The sequence below is a fragment of the Epilithonimonas sp. genome, from assembly GCF_036780765.1.
Taxonomy (GTDB): Bacteria; Bacteroidota; Bacteroidia; order Flavobacteriales; family Weeksellaceae; genus Epilithonimonas.
This window is the reverse complement of sequence record NZ_DAIQCG010000003.1, coordinates 95,678-112,172: the sequence shown is the minus strand read 5'-3', so window position 1 is coordinate 112,172 and position 16,495 is coordinate 95,678. Positions and strand designations below refer to the sequence as shown.

Below are 16,495 nucleotides of genomic sequence, written 5' to 3'. Positions count from 1 at the left end.
ATAAAAAAAAACGCCTCGTTAAAAAACGAGACGGTTTTATAAAATTTGAAAATTTTTATTATTGCGCAGCAGTTGCTGCTTTTTTTGCTACTTTTTTCGCATTATTTCTTGCTGGTGCAGGCTGAGCTTTTGCCGTAGCTGTTACAGTACTAGGAGCAGCAACTAATTTAGCTTCTTGGTTTACACCTTGCAAATCTTCTACATTTCCTTTGATGTAAAGAACAGATCTGTTGTTTGCAGGGTCATTAGAATAAACTTCAATCAATTTGTTGAAAGAACCTTTGATTCCTGTGTTGTATCCAACTTTGATTTGAGAAGATTTACCAGGCAAGATCGGATCTTTGCTCCATTCTGGCGTTGTACATCCGCAAGAAGGCTTAACTTCACTAATAATTAATGGTTTATCTCCTGTGTTTTTTACGGTAAAGAATCTGTGACCATCTGATCCAGCTTTTACATTTCCGTAGTCAAAAGTTGTTTTATCAAATGAGATTGTTTGAGCAGATACAAAAGCGATAGCTCCTGTCATAAATAATCCTGCAAGAATCTTTTTCATATTTTTTTGTTTTAAATAATTAAATTTTTGAATAACAAAGTTATAAATAATTTGAATATGTGCTGTTAATTTTTTCACATTGTCTTATTTTTGCAAATTACAAGCTTAAAAAATTTTTAAAATGCAGATTGCTGACAAATACAATCCACAGGAAACTGAACAAAAATGGTATGACTTCTGGTTAGAAAATAAATTTTTCCACTCGGAGCCAGATGACAGACCTCCTTATACGATTGTAATTCCACCACCAAACGTGACTGGGATTCTTCATATGGGGCATATGTTGAACAACACAATTCAGGATGTATTGGTCAGAAGAGCAAGAATGCAGGGTTTCAATGCTTGTTGGGTTCCGGGAACAGATCACGCATCTATTGCAACAGAAGCAAAAGTTGTAGCGAAGCTGAAAGCTGAAGGAATCAATAAGAAAGATATTACGAGAGAAGAATTTCTAAAGCACGCTTGGGAATGGACTGATAAATACGGAGGAACTATTCTTGAGCAACTGAAAAAATTAGGTTGTTCTTGCGATTGGGACAGAACCAGATTTACTTTGGAAGATAATTTGTCCAAATCTGTAATCAAGGTTTTTGTTGATCTTTATAACAAAGGATTAATTTATCGTGGTTACAAAGTTGTCAACTGGGATCCAGAAGCTCAAACGAATATTTCTGACGAAGAGGTAATTTTCAAAGAGCAAAATGGAAAATTATTTTATCTCAAATATAAAATCGAAGGCACAGAAGATTTCTTAACTGTTGCAACCACTCGTCCCGAAACTATTTTTGGCGATGTTGCAGTTTGTGTTAATCCAAATGACGAAAGATACCAGCATTTGAAAGGTAAAAACGTAATTGTTCCGATTGTAAATCGTGTAATTCCAATTATCGAGGATGATTATGTTGATATCGAATTCGGAACTGGAGCGCTGAAAATTACTCCAGCTCACGATATCAATGATTACGAAATCGGACAAAGACATAATCTGCCAATCATAGATTCTATGGATAATGATGCTGTTCTGAACGAACACGGAATGCATTACCAAGGAATGGGGAGATTCACGGTAAGAAAAGAAATAGCCAAAGAACTAGAAAAAAATGATCTTCTGCTAAAAGCCGAAGATTATGTGAATAAAGTTGGAACTTCTGAGAGAACAGGTGCTGTTATTGAACCGAAAATCTCTGTTCAATGGTTTTTGAAAATGTCCGAAATGTCCAAACCTGCTTTGGATGTTGTGATGGATGATACAATCAAATTCCATCCTGAGAAATTCAAAAATACTTATCGCCATTGGATGGAAAATGTTCACGATTGGAACATTTCTCGTCAGCTTTGGTGGGGACAACAGATTCCAGCGTTCTATTATGGAACTGGCGAAAACGATTTTGTTGTAGCTGAAAATATTGACGACGCTGTAAAATTAGCCCAAGAAAAAACTTCCAACTTCCAACTTCAGGCTTCTGACTTGAAGCAAGACGAGGATGCATTAGACACTTGGTTCTCATCTTGGTTGTGGCCGCTTTCGGTTTTTGAAGGTATTTTAGATCCAGAAAATAAAGACATCAATTATTATTATCCAACTTCAGATTTGGTAACAGGTCCGGATATTATTTTCTTTTGGGTTGCCAGAATGATTATGGCTGGATTGGAATATAGAAAAGACGTTCCGTTCAAAAATGTTTATTTCACTGGAATCGTGAGAGATAAGCAAAGAAGAAAAATGTCTAAGCAACTAGGAAATTCACCAGATCCAATCGATTTGATTGAAAAATATGGAGCAGATGGCGTTCGTGTAGGAAGTTTGTTGAGTTCTGCAGCAGGAAATGATCTTTTGTTTGATGAAGATTTGATGTTGCAGGGAAGAAATTTCGCCACTAAAATCTGGAATGCCTACAAATTGATTCAAGGTTTGAAACGTGACGAAAATATCAAAGCTAAAGAGTTTGATACACAGACGATTAATTGGTTTGGAGAACAATTGAACAAAACAATTGGCGAAATTGAAGATCAGTTCTCAAAATTCAGGATTTCCGATGCATTGCATTTGGTTTATAAACTGATTTGGGACGATTTCTGTGCTTGGTATTTGGAAGCAATCAAACCAAATTTCGGGGAAGCAATCAGTGAAGAGGTTTATCAAAAAACGATTGCTTATTTTGAAGAATTGATGAAATTGTTGCATCCATTTATGCCTTTCTTGTCAGAAGAACTTTGGCAAAATATATCTGAAAGAAGTATTTCCGAAGCTTTGGTAATTGCTCAACAGAAAAAATCAGAACCTTATAATGAAGATAAAATTAAGGATTTTGATTTTGCTAAGGAAGTAATTTCTGGCGTTAGAAATTATCGTCAATCCAAAGGAATTTCGCCAAGAGAAACTGTTGAAGTTTTCACGAACGTTTCGGAATTAGCAAATGCTGAGGTTATTCAGAAATTGGCTAATATTTCAGAAATTAATTTCAATCAAAAAACGGATAAACCAAGTTTTACATTTTTAGTTGGAGCGAATGAATTTTCAATTCCATTAAGCGAAAATCTTGACCTGGGCGAAGAAAAAGAAAAAACCGAAGAAGAAATCAAATATCTGAAAGGTTTCTTGATCTCTGTTGATAAGAAACTGTCGAATGAAAAATTTGTTGCGAACGCAAAACCAGAAGTTGTAGAAATCGAGCGTAAAAAGCAAAAAGATGCGCAGGATAAAATTGCGCTTCTAGAAGAAAAACTGAAAAGTTTGTAATGACTCACATAGAAAACATTAAAAAATTATTCTCCCGCGACTTCGTAGAAAATCCATTGTTGGAAACCTACGAAGTCGGGAAGATTCATATATCATCAGGAAAAATTGTCGCAAGTGATGCTTTGATTTCGCCCGATCATTCGGCTTTTAATCAAGAATTTCCTAAAGGAGATTTTCAGGTTTTGGTTCATAAAGAAAGAGAATCCAATTGTATTGCTTACGCAGAAATTGTATTTGATAAAAAGCAATTGGCTGAAAATTGGTCTTTGGCCCTTTGTGATAATCAAAATATTAATGATCTGAAAGACGAAGAAATCTACGGTTATCTTGTAGAGTCTGGAATGGGAACTTTTATGGATAAGGAAGCTCAAGTTTCTCTGAATGCTTTGGAGCAAGATCTTTTCCACAAAAAAGGAGCTGATTTTATGGGAATTTATGAAGAATTTTTCCACTCTCATTTTTTTGATGAAAAAGGTGCTATAGATCAGTTTGCGGTTTTGAAACCTTATGATAATAAACCGGAAAATATTGTCGCATTTGAAACGGGTTATGGTGAAGGATTTTATGCAACGTATATTGGTTATTCTAAAGATAATCAACCAGTTAAATTAATTTCTGAATTTATAGAAATCGGAAACGATTAATTGATTACATTAGCTTCCGATGAAATGGTGACTATACACTCTCATCAGATTTTTGAAAACAATCAATGTTAGCAAATGAAACTTAGAAATACAAAACCTCAAATAGTAGTTGTTGGAAGCTCTTCCATAGATATTGTTCTGAAAACTTCTAAAATTCCTACGGCAAATAATACGGTTCTGGCTCAGAATCTGAGAAGTTTTCTTGGCGGAAAAGGTGCCAATCAAGCAATTGCAACGTCACGTTTGGGTGCCCATACTTCTTTGGTTAGCAGGATTGGGATGGATCCTTACGGACAACAAGTTTTGAGAAATCTGAATGATGAAGATGTGAACGTAGCGTATGTTTTTGAAGATGAGGATGAAGAAACTGGTACAGCTTATGTGAATGCTTCAGACGAAGGAAATGCTATCACAGTTGTTCCGGCAGCCAATTACAACCTTTCCCCATCGGATATAGATGAAGCAGAAAAATTTTTACTGACAGCTGATTTGATTCTAACTCAACTGGAAATCCCATCAAAAACGGTAGAATATCTATTTAAAAAAGCGAAAAGTCTTGGCAAAAAAATCGGGATTTATGCAGCTCCGGCGAGCAGACTTTCTGATGATATTATAGATTACGCTTCTTTTATTGTGGCTAAAAGTACAGATTTGGAGACCATTTTTGGAAAAGGCAATCACGAAGACATCATCAAACATTTGCCAAACAAATTATTTGTGAGAGATGGTGCCAACAGCACAAGTTTCTTCGATGGTTCTGAGATGAAATATTTCCGAAATAATCCTCAGACAGAAGCTCACAGTATGGGATTGGGCGATGCTTTTACATCAGGTTTTTCAATTGCTTTACTTCACGGAAATACAGTAGAAGATTGTGTGGTTTTTGGAAATCAAGTAGCCTTAAAAGCTGCTGATTACAGAGGTTCTCAGAAAGGTTTGCCATATTTGGACGACTTTCAAAATTAATATTTTCAGCATATCGAAAAATAATTTTCAACGGATTGAATTTTCTACATTTATAAAGTGATTCTCTTAAATCATTTTTGATGCAAAGTATTAATATTTTAACTGAGGATGATTACAGTTTATCTGCACATCTTTTTGAACCCAATAATTCCAATGGAAAATTATTGTTGATTAATTCTGCAACAGGAGTTAAGCAACAAATTTATTTTTCTTTTGCTCAATTTTTTTCGGAGCAAGGATTTACAGTAATTACTTATGATTACAGAGGAATTGGACAGTCGAAACCTGATAAAATGAAAGGTTTTGAAGCTTCGATGAGAATTTGGGGAAGTAAAGATTACAATGCCGTTACTAATTATATTAAAACCAATTTTCCAGATTATCAAAAATTCTGTCTCGGACATTCGGTTGGAGCGTTGATTTTAGGAATGAATGAAGATTCGAAGATATTTGAAGAGTTTGTATTTGTAGGAACTCAGAATGCTTTTGTTGGAAATTTGAAATTCAAAACAAAATTAGAAGCTTATCTGGGCTTCGGAATTGCGCAACCTTTATCAACACGATTATTAGGTTATTTTCCAGCTAATTGGTTTGGCTTGGGAGAAAGTTTACCACTAGGAAGTGCTTTTGATTGGCGAACTTTGATTTTAAATAAAAAATCTACCAACAAATTATTAGAAAAAATCGATGATTTTTCCCGAAATTTGACACAGAAAGTATTTGTTATTCGCGCTGAAGATGATGTTTGGCTCACGGAAAAGGGCGTAAAATCTTTATTAGAAAATACTTACCACAATCTGAAGCCAACTTACAGAATCATCAAAACTTCGGAATCGGAAAAAGGAGAAATTGGACATATTAATTTTTTCAGAAGCTATAACAAAAAACTCTGGAATATTATTTTTGATAGGCTTGAAGATGGATGTCAAGAGTCAGAAGTTGATTGATAACTTTTGTAGGAAGATCTTTGCGATCATAAAATAATCGCAATAATTATAAATAAAACTTTGTGCTCTTTGCGTCAAAAAATATGGAATTGATTAACAAAACAATAGAACTTGTAAAAGAAAAATTAGAAGGAACAGAATCTGGTCACGATTGGTTTCATATAGAACGTGTTTGGAGACTAAGCTTGAAAATACAAGAAAAAGAAGGTGGAGATAAATTAATCATAGAATTAGCAGCACTTTTACACGACATCGCTGACCCAAAATTCCACAACGGAGATGAGACGATTGCGTCAAAGATTGTCAATGAATTTTTAACCGAGCAAAAAGTAGATTCGGAAACGATTGAAAAAGTTCTTTTCATTATCGAGAATATGTCGTTCAAAAACCGAAATGATGCTCCCGAAAATTTGCCTTTAGAACTCAAAATCGTACAAGATGCAGATAGATTAGATGCGATTGGAGCGATTGGAATTGCACGAACTTTCAATTTCGGTGGTTACAAAAATAATCTGATGTATCATCCTGATATAGAACCAAAACTTAATCAAACCAAAGAAGAATATAAGAAATCCAATGGAACTACAATCAATCATTTCTATGAAAAATTGTTGCTTTTGAAAGATTTGCTCAATACAAAAACTGCCAAAGAAATCGCTAAGCATAGACATCAATTTATGCTTCAGTTTCTTGATGAGTTTTATAAAGAATGGAATGTCACTTTCTAATTAAGGATAAACCGCTATCTTTGTTTTAATGATAATCATTTTAATCCTCATTTTTCTGATCATTGCGCTGTTTCTTTCTTCTGCCAAAGGAGGAAAATGGACTTTATGGAACACGGCTGTCAGAACTATTATTACAATTTCTGCTGCGGCTTATTTCACATTTTGGTTTGTAGAGAAAAGTGTTTCCCAGTTTTTAGAAAATTCTTTGGCTATTCAAGTAATTAATTATTTGCCGCAACCTGTTGACTTTTATGTGATTAGGATTAACGATGGAGAGGGTGTTCAAAAATTTAATTCCAAACACGTTGGTCAGATTCGTCCAGAATATTTCAGGATAGAATATCTTAATATGCAGAAATCCAATGAGTTTTGGGTGGTTGGATACATCGGGAAAAACAAATTGGTTTACTTTTCACAAGTCGCAGTTCCGAATAAAAATGAAGACCAAATCATAGAAGTCAGAAATTACATCAATCACAGTCTCAAACTTTCCGCCATTGCCACAGAGAAAATAGAAGAGTTGAAGTACGACAATATCAAGCTCAGCATTTGGGTGACGTTGGATTTGTTGTTGATTTTTCTCAACTCCGTTCTGCTTTTCAGAAGTAGCAAGAAACATTAAAATAATAATTTGACTACGTCGAACCTCTTTGTTAGGTTTGGGCGCCTTTATCCGCCCTCCGCTCCCAATCTTTTCACTCCACTGCGTTGCGTAAAAAGGATTTCCGCTCAAGTCGGGACGCGTGCAATTCTATGTTTTAGAAACACTCCTAAAATCAAATTACATTATTCATAAAAATTAATAACAAAATTTAAATAAAATATGAAAATAGAGTTTGAGATTCTAATCAACTTTGTACATTTAGCAACGCAAAAATTGGTACAATTACTGCAACCCTAATTAATTAAATGAAAGTAGAAATGGATTTATCAAAACATATAGATTCTGCACACCAAACATTCTCGGATTGGAAAAAAGTTCCGTTCCAAGACCGCCAAAAATTACTTCTAAAGCTCGCAGAGGTTTTGGAAAAGAATAAAGAAAAGTACGCTAAAATCATCACGACAGAAATGCATAAACCGATTTCACAATCCACAGCAGAAATCGAAAAAAGTGCAGGAATGATAAAATTTTATGCTCAAGCAGAAAATGTCCTAAAACCTGAAGAAATCAAAACCGAATTCAATGTCAGTGAAGTTCATTATGAAGCGTTAGGTGTTATACTTGGCGTAATGCCTTGGAATTTTCCTTTCTGGCAAGTTTTGAGATTCGCAGTTCCAGCGATTCTTGCAGGAAATGTAATCGTTTTGAAACACGCATCTATCTGCTTCGGAAGTGGTGATGAAATCGAATCAGCTTTTGCGGAAGCTGGTTTTCCTAAATATATTTTTCAGAATCTGAGAATAGGTCATAACGAAATCAAAGAGATTTTGGAAAATCCTTTGGTGAGAGGTGTGAGTCTCACAGGAAGTGAAAAAGCAGGAAGTGAAGTGGCTTCTATGGCTGGAAAAAATATCAAGAAATCAATTTTGGAATTAGGTGGAAGCGATGCTTTTATCGTTTTGGAAGATTCTGATTTTGAAAAAGCAGCCAAAGATGGACCGTTAGCAAAATTGTCTAACACAGGTCAAATCTGTAATGCAGCAAAAAGATTCATCATTCACGAAAAAATAGAAAAGGATTTTCTCCCTTTGTTTATAGAAGAATATAACTCGTTTCAGCCAGCCGACCCTTTTAAAATGGAAACTAAGTTGAGCAAAATGGCAAGACCAGATTTGGCGGATGAATTGGAAAATCAATATAAAAAAGCTTTGAAAAATGGAGCAGAAGTGATTTTGGCTTTGGAACGAATTTCGGAAAGTGAATTTCGCCCGGGAATTATCTCTGTCAAAGAAGGAAACCCAATTTTGCAGGAAGAATTATTTGGACCTTTAGCAATTCTGATGATTGGAAAGAATGATGAGGAAATCTTAAAATTGGCGAATGATATTCCGTTTGGATTGGGGAATTCGCTTTGGACAAAGGATAAAAAACGTGCTCAGTTTTTCATTGAAAATCTGGAATCTGGAACAGTTTCGATTAATAAAGCGACCAGTTCTGATACAAGATTGCCTTTTGGTGGCGCAAAATCTTCCGGTTATGGCGTAGAGTTGTCTTTGCACGCCGTCAAAGAGTTTACTCAAGTAAAAACTGTGGTTGGGAATATTTAAAATGTGGACTTGACTGATAAAAATAAAAACCGTTCAAATTAATTTTGAACGGTTTTCTATTTATTGACAAATCTTTTTTTTTTGTTGAATCCCATAGCCCCGATAGTAGCGGCATCCTTTTTCTTTTTTGCCAAAAAAGAAAAAGATATAGCGGATAGCGGGATTAAGCTCCTAATTCACATTGTTCGAAACTAATGTTTTAGCTGAAGCTAATGAATCTGCTTTTGCTTTTTTCTCTTGCTGCACTTGCTGAATAACCGCATCACGATTGTCTTGTTCCTTGATGATTTCTGCCAATTGTGGCTGTATGATTTGGTTCATTTCATCTTCAGAAATATTATTAGCTTCCGGAGAATCCAAAAGTTTTTTCCAAGGTCTGCGTTGTCCCCAAGGATAATCGCCATAGACAATCAGTGGTGTTCCTTTTGCTCTTGTGGTAGCTCCGCCTTTATTCAGAATCCAAGTATCTACCCAAGTGTACATCCATTTAGCATCCTCTTCCAGCATACGTAGGCAAGAGTGTGATGCAGGATAGCCAGGCATTGCATATTGGTGCCAGCCGATACCGTCAAAATTGGCAACGTTCACATTCCAACGAAGTTTCCACTCGTCACTAACTGTTGAGATGGCAACTTCTTTTTTCCAGTTGGCGAACATCAAACCTGTTTTGGTTTTAGTGGCCTTTTTGCCCATGCTTGTTGGTCCCCATTTGATGAGGTTCCCATATTCGTAAACACCGAATGCTTGAATAGGATAGGAGAAGAAAACGAATTTTTTAACATTTTCCAAAGTCGTAACGTGACCAGGAAATGGAGAGTATCTAAGAAAATCTTCTTCTATCTTTGCAGGAACAACCAAAGTGTCGGCTGCGCCAATATTGGCTCTGTCTAGTCGATTGAGCGCCAAAATTGTGTAAAGTGCTTTTCCTGTAAATTCTTTTTTGTTCTTCTGAGACACAGAATCTGTGTTTTTGTAAACCCAAGGGAAAAAGCCAAAATCTTTTCTTGGAATGACAACATCGGGAACTTTTGGTTTTTCTTCTTCTTTTTTAATACTATCCTCTTTCTTTTCATCAGAAGTCAGAATATCTGAAGCAGTTGTGCTTTTTAAGTCAGGAGAAGAAATAGCTTCATCCTTTTTACATTGAATCAAGCTTAAAGAAATAACGATAAATAAAGGAAATAATTTGGAAATTGTTGTTCTGTTCATAGTTCTAATTGTCTAGTAATAAATTACAAAAAGAATACCAATTAAATTAAACAAATTGTGATTTGGAAAATAATTTATAAATTTGTGACACAAAAGGAAATGGTGTTCTTCCTTGCCCAACCGTCTCGTTACCATCGAGTCTGATGACGCCTGATTAAAATAAGATTCATCTTTAATATCAGGAAAAGTATGTCAAAAAATCAACAAAAATCAATCAGTAGAAAAATTTTAATTACTCTAAAAGTTTTCTTTAGACAATATCCATCTCTCCCTTATATCAGCAAATGGCTACTGATAAGTTTGCTAATCGGAGCGTTGGTAGGAAGTGCTTCTGCATTTTTTCTGCAAACATTAGATTGGGTAACCAATTTTCGTGAAACCCATATTTGGATAATTGCTTTGCTGCCTTTAGCCGGACTTTTTGTTGGATTGATGTATCAAAAAATGGGTAAAGGTGTTGAAGGTGGGAATAATCTTTTGATTGATACCATTCACAATCCGAAAGAAATTATTCCTTTCAAAATGGCACCTTTGGTTTATCTGGGAACGATGATTACACATTTGTTTGGAGGTTCTGCGGGACGAGAAGGTACGGCCATCCAAATGGCGGGTTCTATTGCGGATCAATTTACCAATTTGTTGCGATTGACTTCTGAAGAAAGGAAAATTTTAATTATTTCTGCAATAGCAGCTGGATTTGGTTCTGTTTTTGGGACGCCTTTGGCTGGAGCAATTTTCGGATTGGAAGTTTTTTTAATTGGTCGTTTAAAATACAATGCTATTTTTCCGGCTTTTATGGCGGCGATTATTGCGGATTTGGTGACAAAACTATGGAATACAAATCATACTCATTATCAAATCAACTTAGTTCCAGAATTATCTTTTCAAAATATTTTTTATGCTTTGATTGCCGGAATCATTTTCGGGATTTGCGCCGCTTTATTCAGTAAAACTATTCATAAAGTTGGCGCTTTTTTCAACTCAAAAATCAAATATCCGCCACTGAGACCTTTTGTCGGAGGAATTATTGTCGTTGCAAGCGTTTGGCTTTTAGGAACAACCAAATTCATTGGCTTAGGAATTCCGACGATTCAGGATTCTTTTCAAGAGCAATTGATGCCTTATGATTTTGCATTGAAAATGATTTTCACAATCGTGACTTTAGCATCTGGATTCAAAGGTGGTGAGGTTACGCCGTTATTCTTTATTGGAGCAACTTTAGGAAATGCTTTAAGTTATTTCATTCCGCTTCCAACCGCACTTTTGGCAGGGATGGGATTTGTAGCAGTTTTCGCTGGCGCAACTAATACGCCTTTGGCTTGCAGTGTGATGGCGATAGAATTATTCGGTGCCGAATGTGGCGTGTATGTGGCAATTGCTTGCGTAGTTTCTTACTTGTTTTCTGGGATGACAACCATTTACAACCGACAAATGATTGGCGAGGCAAAGCACCACCGTTTTCAAAATAATTCTGGGAAAAGGTTTAATGAACTATAATTATTTATTCTTCGAAACAATATCCTGAATGATTTGTTTTGCGTGAATTCTGGAATTCTCTATGAACCAAAGATGTGTGTCTTTACCACCACAAACTACGCCAGCGAGATAAATTCCTTCCACATTACTTTCCATAGTTTCTTTGTCATAGTGAGGATTAAGACAATCACCTTTCAAATTGATTCCGATATTTTTCAGAAATTCAAAGTCGGGTAGATAACCAGTCATTGCAAGAACAAAATCATTTTCAATTTCTTTGATTTCTCCTTTGCTGGTTTTGAAAATTACAGAATGTGGTTTTACTTCCAAAAGTTCAGCCTCAAAAAAAGCTTTGATGCTTCCTTCTTTAATTCTGTTTTCGATGTCTGGTTTTACCCAATATTTTACACTTTTAGAAATCTCTTGGTTGCGGATAATCATCGTTACATTCCCTCCTTTTCTATAAATTTCCAAAGCTGCATCTACAGAAGAATTGCTGGAACCTATTATCACAACATTCTGAAAAGCATAAGGATAAGGTTCTGTGTAATAATGCTTAACTTTTGGTAAATCTTCTCCCGGAATGTCCATCAAATTCGGGATGTCATAAAAACCTGTCGCAATAATCACATTTTTTGCAAAGTAAATCTGTTTACTGGTTTCTACTTGAAAAAAAGTAGATTTTTGAATGTTGATTACCTTTTCATAAGGTCGGATGTTGATTTCTTTAGCTCGTGCGATTCCTTGATAATATTCAAGCGCATCTTGTCTGCCAGGTTTCGGTTTGGTTGTTATAAAGGGGATTTCGTCAATTTCCAATCGGTCGGCCGTTGAAAAAAAAGTCATATATAAGGGATAGTTGTATATGCTGTTTGTAACAGTTCCTTTTTCTATAACGATATATTTCAGGTTATTTTTCTTCGCTTCCAAAGCACTCGCTAAACCAATTGGACCACCACCAACAATAAGAACATCAAATAATTCCATATGACAAATTTACAAAAAAAATTATCTACAGATCGGCATCTTCCCAATCTTCGTATTTTGAAACATTCTGAAGCAGGCGTCTGTTTTCATTTCTTAACTCTTCCATCTGATTCAGAAGTTTATGGATAATTTCTATGCCAGGTAGATTGACGTCTAGATCATAATGCCAGTTTGCGAAGCGTTCGAGATGCGGCAGTTCTTCGTAAACAATGTAGCGGATGCTGTTTTCAGTTTGCGGATGCAGCAATTCCGAATCGATCAGTTGATCCAGAAACGTATAATGTATTTTATATAACCGGATGATTTCTTCTACGGAGATTCTTTCGTTCATAGCTAAGAATTTTTGAGTTGCTGAAACAGTTCTTTTTGTTTTTCTGTGAGGTGAGTCGGGATTTTTACGTTATAAGTCACATAAAGATCACCAAATTCATTTTCTTTTTTATAAATTGGAAATCCTTTGCCTTTTAACCGCACTGTAGTTCCGTTCTGCGTTCCCGGTTTTACTTTAAGTTTCACGGCGCCGTCAAGTGTCTGGATATTTACATCCCCACCTAAAACGGCGGTGTAAAGATCAATATCAACAGAAGCCCTGAGATCGTCACCTTCGCGCTTAAAATCTTTGTCTTCGTTAATGTTGAATGTAATGTAAAGATCACCGTTTGGACCGCCATTCATTCCCGGATTTCCGTGACCTTTGAGCTTGATCTGTTGCCCGTCGTAAACGCCAGCTGGAATCGTAATTCTAATCTTTTTACCATTAATTTCGAAAGTCTGCTGATGCGTTTTATAGGCATCTCTCAGATCTAGATTCAGCTCTGCCGAAATATCCTGACCTTTGAATTTTCCGCTGGCACTGCCTCTGGCATTTCTTCCGAAATTTCCGTTTCCGCCAAACATGGATTGGAAAAAATCCGAAAAATCTTCACTTCCATCGTAATCTGCTCCCGAAAATCCACTGCCAGAATTTCCGGAGTACTGCTGATGCTTTCTCTGCTGTTGCTGTGCACGTTCATATTCTTCACCATGTTTCCAATGTTCACCATATTTGTCATACTTAGTGCGGTTTTCAGCATTGCTTAGGACTTCGTTAGCTTCATTAATTTCCTTGAATTTCTTTTCTGCCTCTTTATCGTTCGGATTCATGTCAGGATGATATTTCCGCGCCAGCTTTCTGTACGCTTTTTTGATATCTTCGGCAGTCGCATTTTTTTCAAGTCCAAGAATTTTATAATAGTCTATAAATGCCATTTTATCAGTTGGTTTTTATCAAAATTTACTTTCCTAAGTTAACAATTATTAGAACAAAATAAAAGTGATTCGAAGATTTTTTAGGTGAATTAGATTTCAGGTTGCGATCATCTTTACACTGTTTTCTGCTGTACCTTTTTGTTGACGCTCGGTAGGCTTTGGTCTGCATTACAACAGCAACCCAAACCTACTTCTGTTCCACCCAAATCAATTGTGATGTGTCATAACCGATAGCTTTTGCTTTTTCCAAAAATCTATTTTTGATATTATCTGGAATCGTTTTTTCGCGAGACAGAATCCAAAGATAATCCAGGTTTTTTCCTGCAACCAAAGCGTATTTGTAATCATCATCCAAATCAACCACATTGTAACCTGCCCAAAAAGGTTTGAAAAAAGAAACTTTTAATCTTGCTTCATTTTCAGAATTGACGAATTTGGCTTCACCTGTACTTTGCTTCCATTCGTTCTTAACGTAATCGTAACCTTTGTTTTCAACTTTGATGGTTCCATCTGCATTTTTGGAATAAGTTGCGGTAACCTGATTTATATTTTTCTCAAAACGATAATCGAATCTTGCAATCTCATACCATTTTCCAAGATATTTCTCAGAATCAAAATTCTGTATTGCGTTAGCTTTCTCCGGAATTCCCACTGAAGAGCAGGATTTGAATAAAATTAATCCTAAAATCCCAACCGAAATTGGAACTGCAATTTTTATGAATGAATTTTTCATTTCTTTATTTTTCACTCATTATTCAAAAATGATTCCATCAAAAATCAGTTTAAAATTTAAGTTAATTCAAAATGATAATCAATTCAATAATTCTTTAAGGAATTTGATTATTTTTACAGAAATAAAAGTTAAATAATTAATAATCAATGAAACTAAAATTACTTTCTATATTTTCTCTGGTTTTGTTCAATCAGGCGTTTGCTCAATCGGATAAATTCTATGTTACAACAGACTCAGAAAATGCAAAAGAATTAAAAGAAAAATTCCCGCAGGATATTGAAATAGTTGGTGCAACTGGCAATCACTCTGCTGTCTTTCTGACTAAAAAAGCTGCAGAATTTCTTCATCATAATGTCATCACACACGGTCCAGGTTATGTTTACAAATCTTCCAAAGAAGAAGCGTTATCTGCAATCAACAAAGCCAAAAAATCCAATAAAATTTTAGCATTTACGATTGACCAAGATGCAGCTGTGAATTCTGCGATTGCAAAAGTTAGCGCGGATAATATCAAAGCTCATATTCAGGTTTTGGAAAATTATGGAACGCGTCATCATACGACTGCCAAAGCTCAAACTGCGGTTCAAGATTTGAAAACGAAATGGGAAGGTTTGATTGCATCTTCCGGAAGAACAGATGTTTCCGTAAGAGTTGTAAATCACGTTGGAACGCCTATGCCTTCTTTGGTTTTTACAATCACTGGAGTAACCGCACCTAATGATTTTATCATAGTTGGAGCACATATGGATACGATTACTTTGACTGGTTCAGCCAATGCGCCAGGAGCAGATGATGACGCTTCCGGAATTGCAACCATTACCGAAATGATTCGTATTCTTTTGGATGTCAATTATAAACCTTCCAAAACGGTTGAATTTATGGCGTTTGCAGCAGAAGAAATTGGCTTGGTTGGTTCGTCTGAAATTGCGCAGGATTATGCTAGTAACAATAAGAATGTTGTTTCTTTTGTTCAATTTGATATGACGAATTATAAAGGTTCTACAAGAGATATTTATTTAACGACAGATTCTTATAATAGTAATGACCTTAATCTGTTTCTAATTGAATTGATGGAGCATTACAACAAAACCGGAGCTCACGCTTTCACTTACGGGAATACGATTTGTAACTATGGCTGTTCAGACCATTTTAGCTGGGCTGATAATGGCTATGATGCAGCTTTTCCTTTCGAAGCTTCTTTTACACAGTACAATCCCAATATTCATTCTGCTAATGATAAGCTTTCCAATATGGGGAACAGTGCGACACACGCTGCGAAATTTGCAAAACTTGGTTTGGAGTTTATTATAGAAACCGCAAAAGGTTCTGTTTTAGCTGTTTCCGATGTTGCTGATAATTCGGTTAATATTTTTGTAAAAGACAAATTTCTGAATTATCAGTTAGGAAAAGAAACTATAGAATCTGTTGTGATTGTTGATACAAGTGGAAGACAATTGTTGGAATCTAAAAATCTTCTTTCTTTTGGAAAAATCGATTTGAGTAAAATTAATAATGGATTTTATTTAGCGGTTTTCAAAACTAAATCGGGAAAAATTGTTACTAAGAAATTCATTTTAGATTAATGAAGAATCTTTTTAGTCTTTTTATTTTATTAATCTTTATTAGTTGTAATTTTTATAAAGATTACAAAGTTTTTAATTCAGAATATGATTACTCTATAAATCTTCCTAAGAGTTGGGCAGAATATGAAACTGATGAAAAAAATACAAATGCTTTTTTTGATAGGACAAAATGGAGTGGAAACTTAAGGATTTCTCCAATTAATATTAAAATTAATAACCTGAGAGATGTTATGATTCAAAGAAAAGTTGAAAATATTGATTGGGGTAATATTCGAGGTATTTATTATATTGAAAATATCAAGAATGAAGAAATACATTATTGGTATTTAAAGGTAAATAACAAACTTTATATTTGTTCATTTACTATTGGTAATATCAAAGGGAGAAAAGAAATTAAAAATGAACTGGCAAAGGTTGAAACAATACTTAAATCAATAAAGAGTAATTAATTTGATTACTCTTTTTAT

General features: G+C 35.1%; 16 protein-coding genes and 1 riboswitch. Of the genes, 10 read left to right on the top strand and 6 right to left on the bottom strand.

What is annotated here, in order from left to right; genetic code table 11:
• Nucleotides 1-58 precede the first annotated feature (58 nt).
• Nucleotides 59-556: a DUF1573 domain-containing protein gene (locus tag V7P73_RS07025; RefSeq protein WP_442896960.1), complete on the bottom strand. Its 498-nt coding sequence runs from the start codon at nt 554-556 to the stop codon at nt 59-61.
• 121 nt (nt 557-677) lie between these two features.
• On the opposite strand from V7P73_RS07025, the gene V7P73_RS07020 reads away from it, so the two are divergent.
• From V7P73_RS07020 to V7P73_RS06990, 7 genes are all read left to right on the top strand, one after another.
• Complete coding sequence (locus V7P73_RS07020; protein ID WP_333852219.1) at nt 678-3,296, top strand: valine--tRNA ligase; 2,619 nt, start codon at nt 678-680, stop codon at nt 3,294-3,296.
• Nucleotides 3,296-3,940: a DUF4241 domain-containing protein gene (locus V7P73_RS07015; protein ID WP_333852218.1), complete on the top strand. Its 645-nt coding sequence runs from the start codon at nt 3,296-3,298 to the stop codon at nt 3,938-3,940. The genes V7P73_RS07020 and V7P73_RS07015 overlap by 1 nt, the downstream gene beginning before the upstream one ends.
• A gap of 75 nt (nt 3,941-4,015) precedes the next feature.
• Nucleotides 4,016-4,906 carry a PfkB family carbohydrate kinase gene (locus V7P73_RS07010; RefSeq protein ID WP_333852217.1) on the top strand — a complete coding sequence of 297 codons (891 nt, stop codon included), beginning with the start codon at nt 4,016-4,018 and terminating at the stop codon, nt 4,904-4,906.
• Nucleotides 4,907-4,986: 80 nt separating this feature from the next.
• Nucleotides 4,987-5,853 (top strand): alpha/beta hydrolase family protein, encoded by an 867-nt coding sequence (locus V7P73_RS07005; RefSeq protein WP_333852216.1) that lies wholly within the window; start codon nt 4,987-4,989, stop codon nt 5,851-5,853.
• Nucleotides 5,854-5,936: 83 nt separating this feature from the next.
• A complete protein-coding gene (locus tag V7P73_RS07000; RefSeq protein ID WP_333852215.1) occupies nt 5,937-6,581 on the top strand; it encodes an HD domain-containing protein in 645 nt (214 codons plus the stop codon).
• 28 nt (nt 6,582-6,609) lie between these two features.
• Nucleotides 6,610-7,203 carry a hypothetical protein gene (locus V7P73_RS06995; protein ID WP_333852214.1) on the top strand — a complete coding sequence of 198 codons (594 nt, stop codon included), beginning with the start codon at nt 6,610-6,612 and terminating at the stop codon, nt 7,201-7,203.
• Nucleotides 7,204-7,490: 287 nt separating this feature from the next.
• Entirely contained in the window at nt 7,491-8,792 is a 1,302-nt protein-coding gene (locus tag V7P73_RS06990) for an aldehyde dehydrogenase family protein (protein ID WP_333852213.1), read from the top strand.
• A 171-nt stretch (nt 8,793-8,963) separates the two neighbouring features.
• Here V7P73_RS06990 and V7P73_RS06985 read toward each other — a convergent pair whose 3' ends face one another.
• A complete protein-coding gene (locus V7P73_RS06985) occupies nt 8,964-10,001 on the bottom strand; it encodes a L,D-transpeptidase (RefSeq protein WP_333852212.1) in 1,038 nt (345 codons plus the stop codon).
• A gap of 86 nt (nt 10,002-10,087) precedes the next feature.
• Nucleotides 10,088-10,161: riboswitch (Fluoride riboswitch) on the top strand.
• Between the two features lie 29 nt (nt 10,162-10,190).
• On the opposite strand from V7P73_RS06985, the gene V7P73_RS06980 reads away from it, so the two are divergent.
• Nucleotides 10,191-11,498, top strand: a complete 1,308-nt coding sequence (locus V7P73_RS06980; RefSeq protein WP_333852211.1) for a voltage-gated chloride channel family protein — start codon at nt 10,191-10,193, stop codon at nt 11,496-11,498.
• Here the strand turns inward: V7P73_RS06980 and V7P73_RS06975 are convergent, their stop codons facing one another.
• From V7P73_RS06975 to V7P73_RS06960, 4 genes are all read right to left on the bottom strand, one after another.
• Nucleotides 11,499-12,464 (bottom strand): YpdA family putative bacillithiol disulfide reductase, encoded by a 966-nt coding sequence (locus tag V7P73_RS06975; RefSeq protein WP_333852210.1) that lies wholly within the window; start codon nt 12,462-12,464, stop codon nt 11,499-11,501.
• A gap of 25 nt (nt 12,465-12,489) precedes the next feature.
• Nucleotides 12,490-12,795: a chaperone modulator CbpM gene (locus tag V7P73_RS06970; RefSeq protein ID WP_333852209.1), complete on the bottom strand. Its 306-nt coding sequence runs from the start codon at nt 12,793-12,795 to the stop codon at nt 12,490-12,492.
• Between the two features lie 2 nt (nt 12,796-12,797).
• Nucleotides 12,798-13,712 (bottom strand): J domain-containing protein, encoded by a 915-nt coding sequence (locus tag V7P73_RS06965; protein WP_333852208.1) that lies wholly within the window; start codon nt 13,710-13,712, stop codon nt 12,798-12,800.
• A 187-nt stretch (nt 13,713-13,899) separates the two neighbouring features.
• Nucleotides 13,900-14,445 (bottom strand): lipocalin family protein, encoded by a 546-nt coding sequence (locus V7P73_RS06960; RefSeq protein WP_333852207.1) that lies wholly within the window; start codon nt 14,443-14,445, stop codon nt 13,900-13,902.
• 146 nt (nt 14,446-14,591) lie between these two features.
• On the opposite strand from V7P73_RS06960, the gene V7P73_RS06955 reads away from it, so the two are divergent.
• Complete coding sequence (locus tag V7P73_RS06955; protein WP_333852206.1) at nt 14,592-16,028, top strand: M20/M25/M40 family metallo-hydrolase; 1,437 nt, start codon at nt 14,592-14,594, stop codon at nt 16,026-16,028.
• Nucleotides 16,028-16,477: a DUF3805 domain-containing protein gene (locus tag V7P73_RS06950; protein WP_333852205.1), complete on the top strand. Its 450-nt coding sequence runs from the start codon at nt 16,028-16,030 to the stop codon at nt 16,475-16,477. The genes V7P73_RS06955 and V7P73_RS06950 overlap by 1 nt, the downstream gene beginning before the upstream one ends.
• Nucleotides 16,478-16,495: the final 18 nt, after the last annotated feature.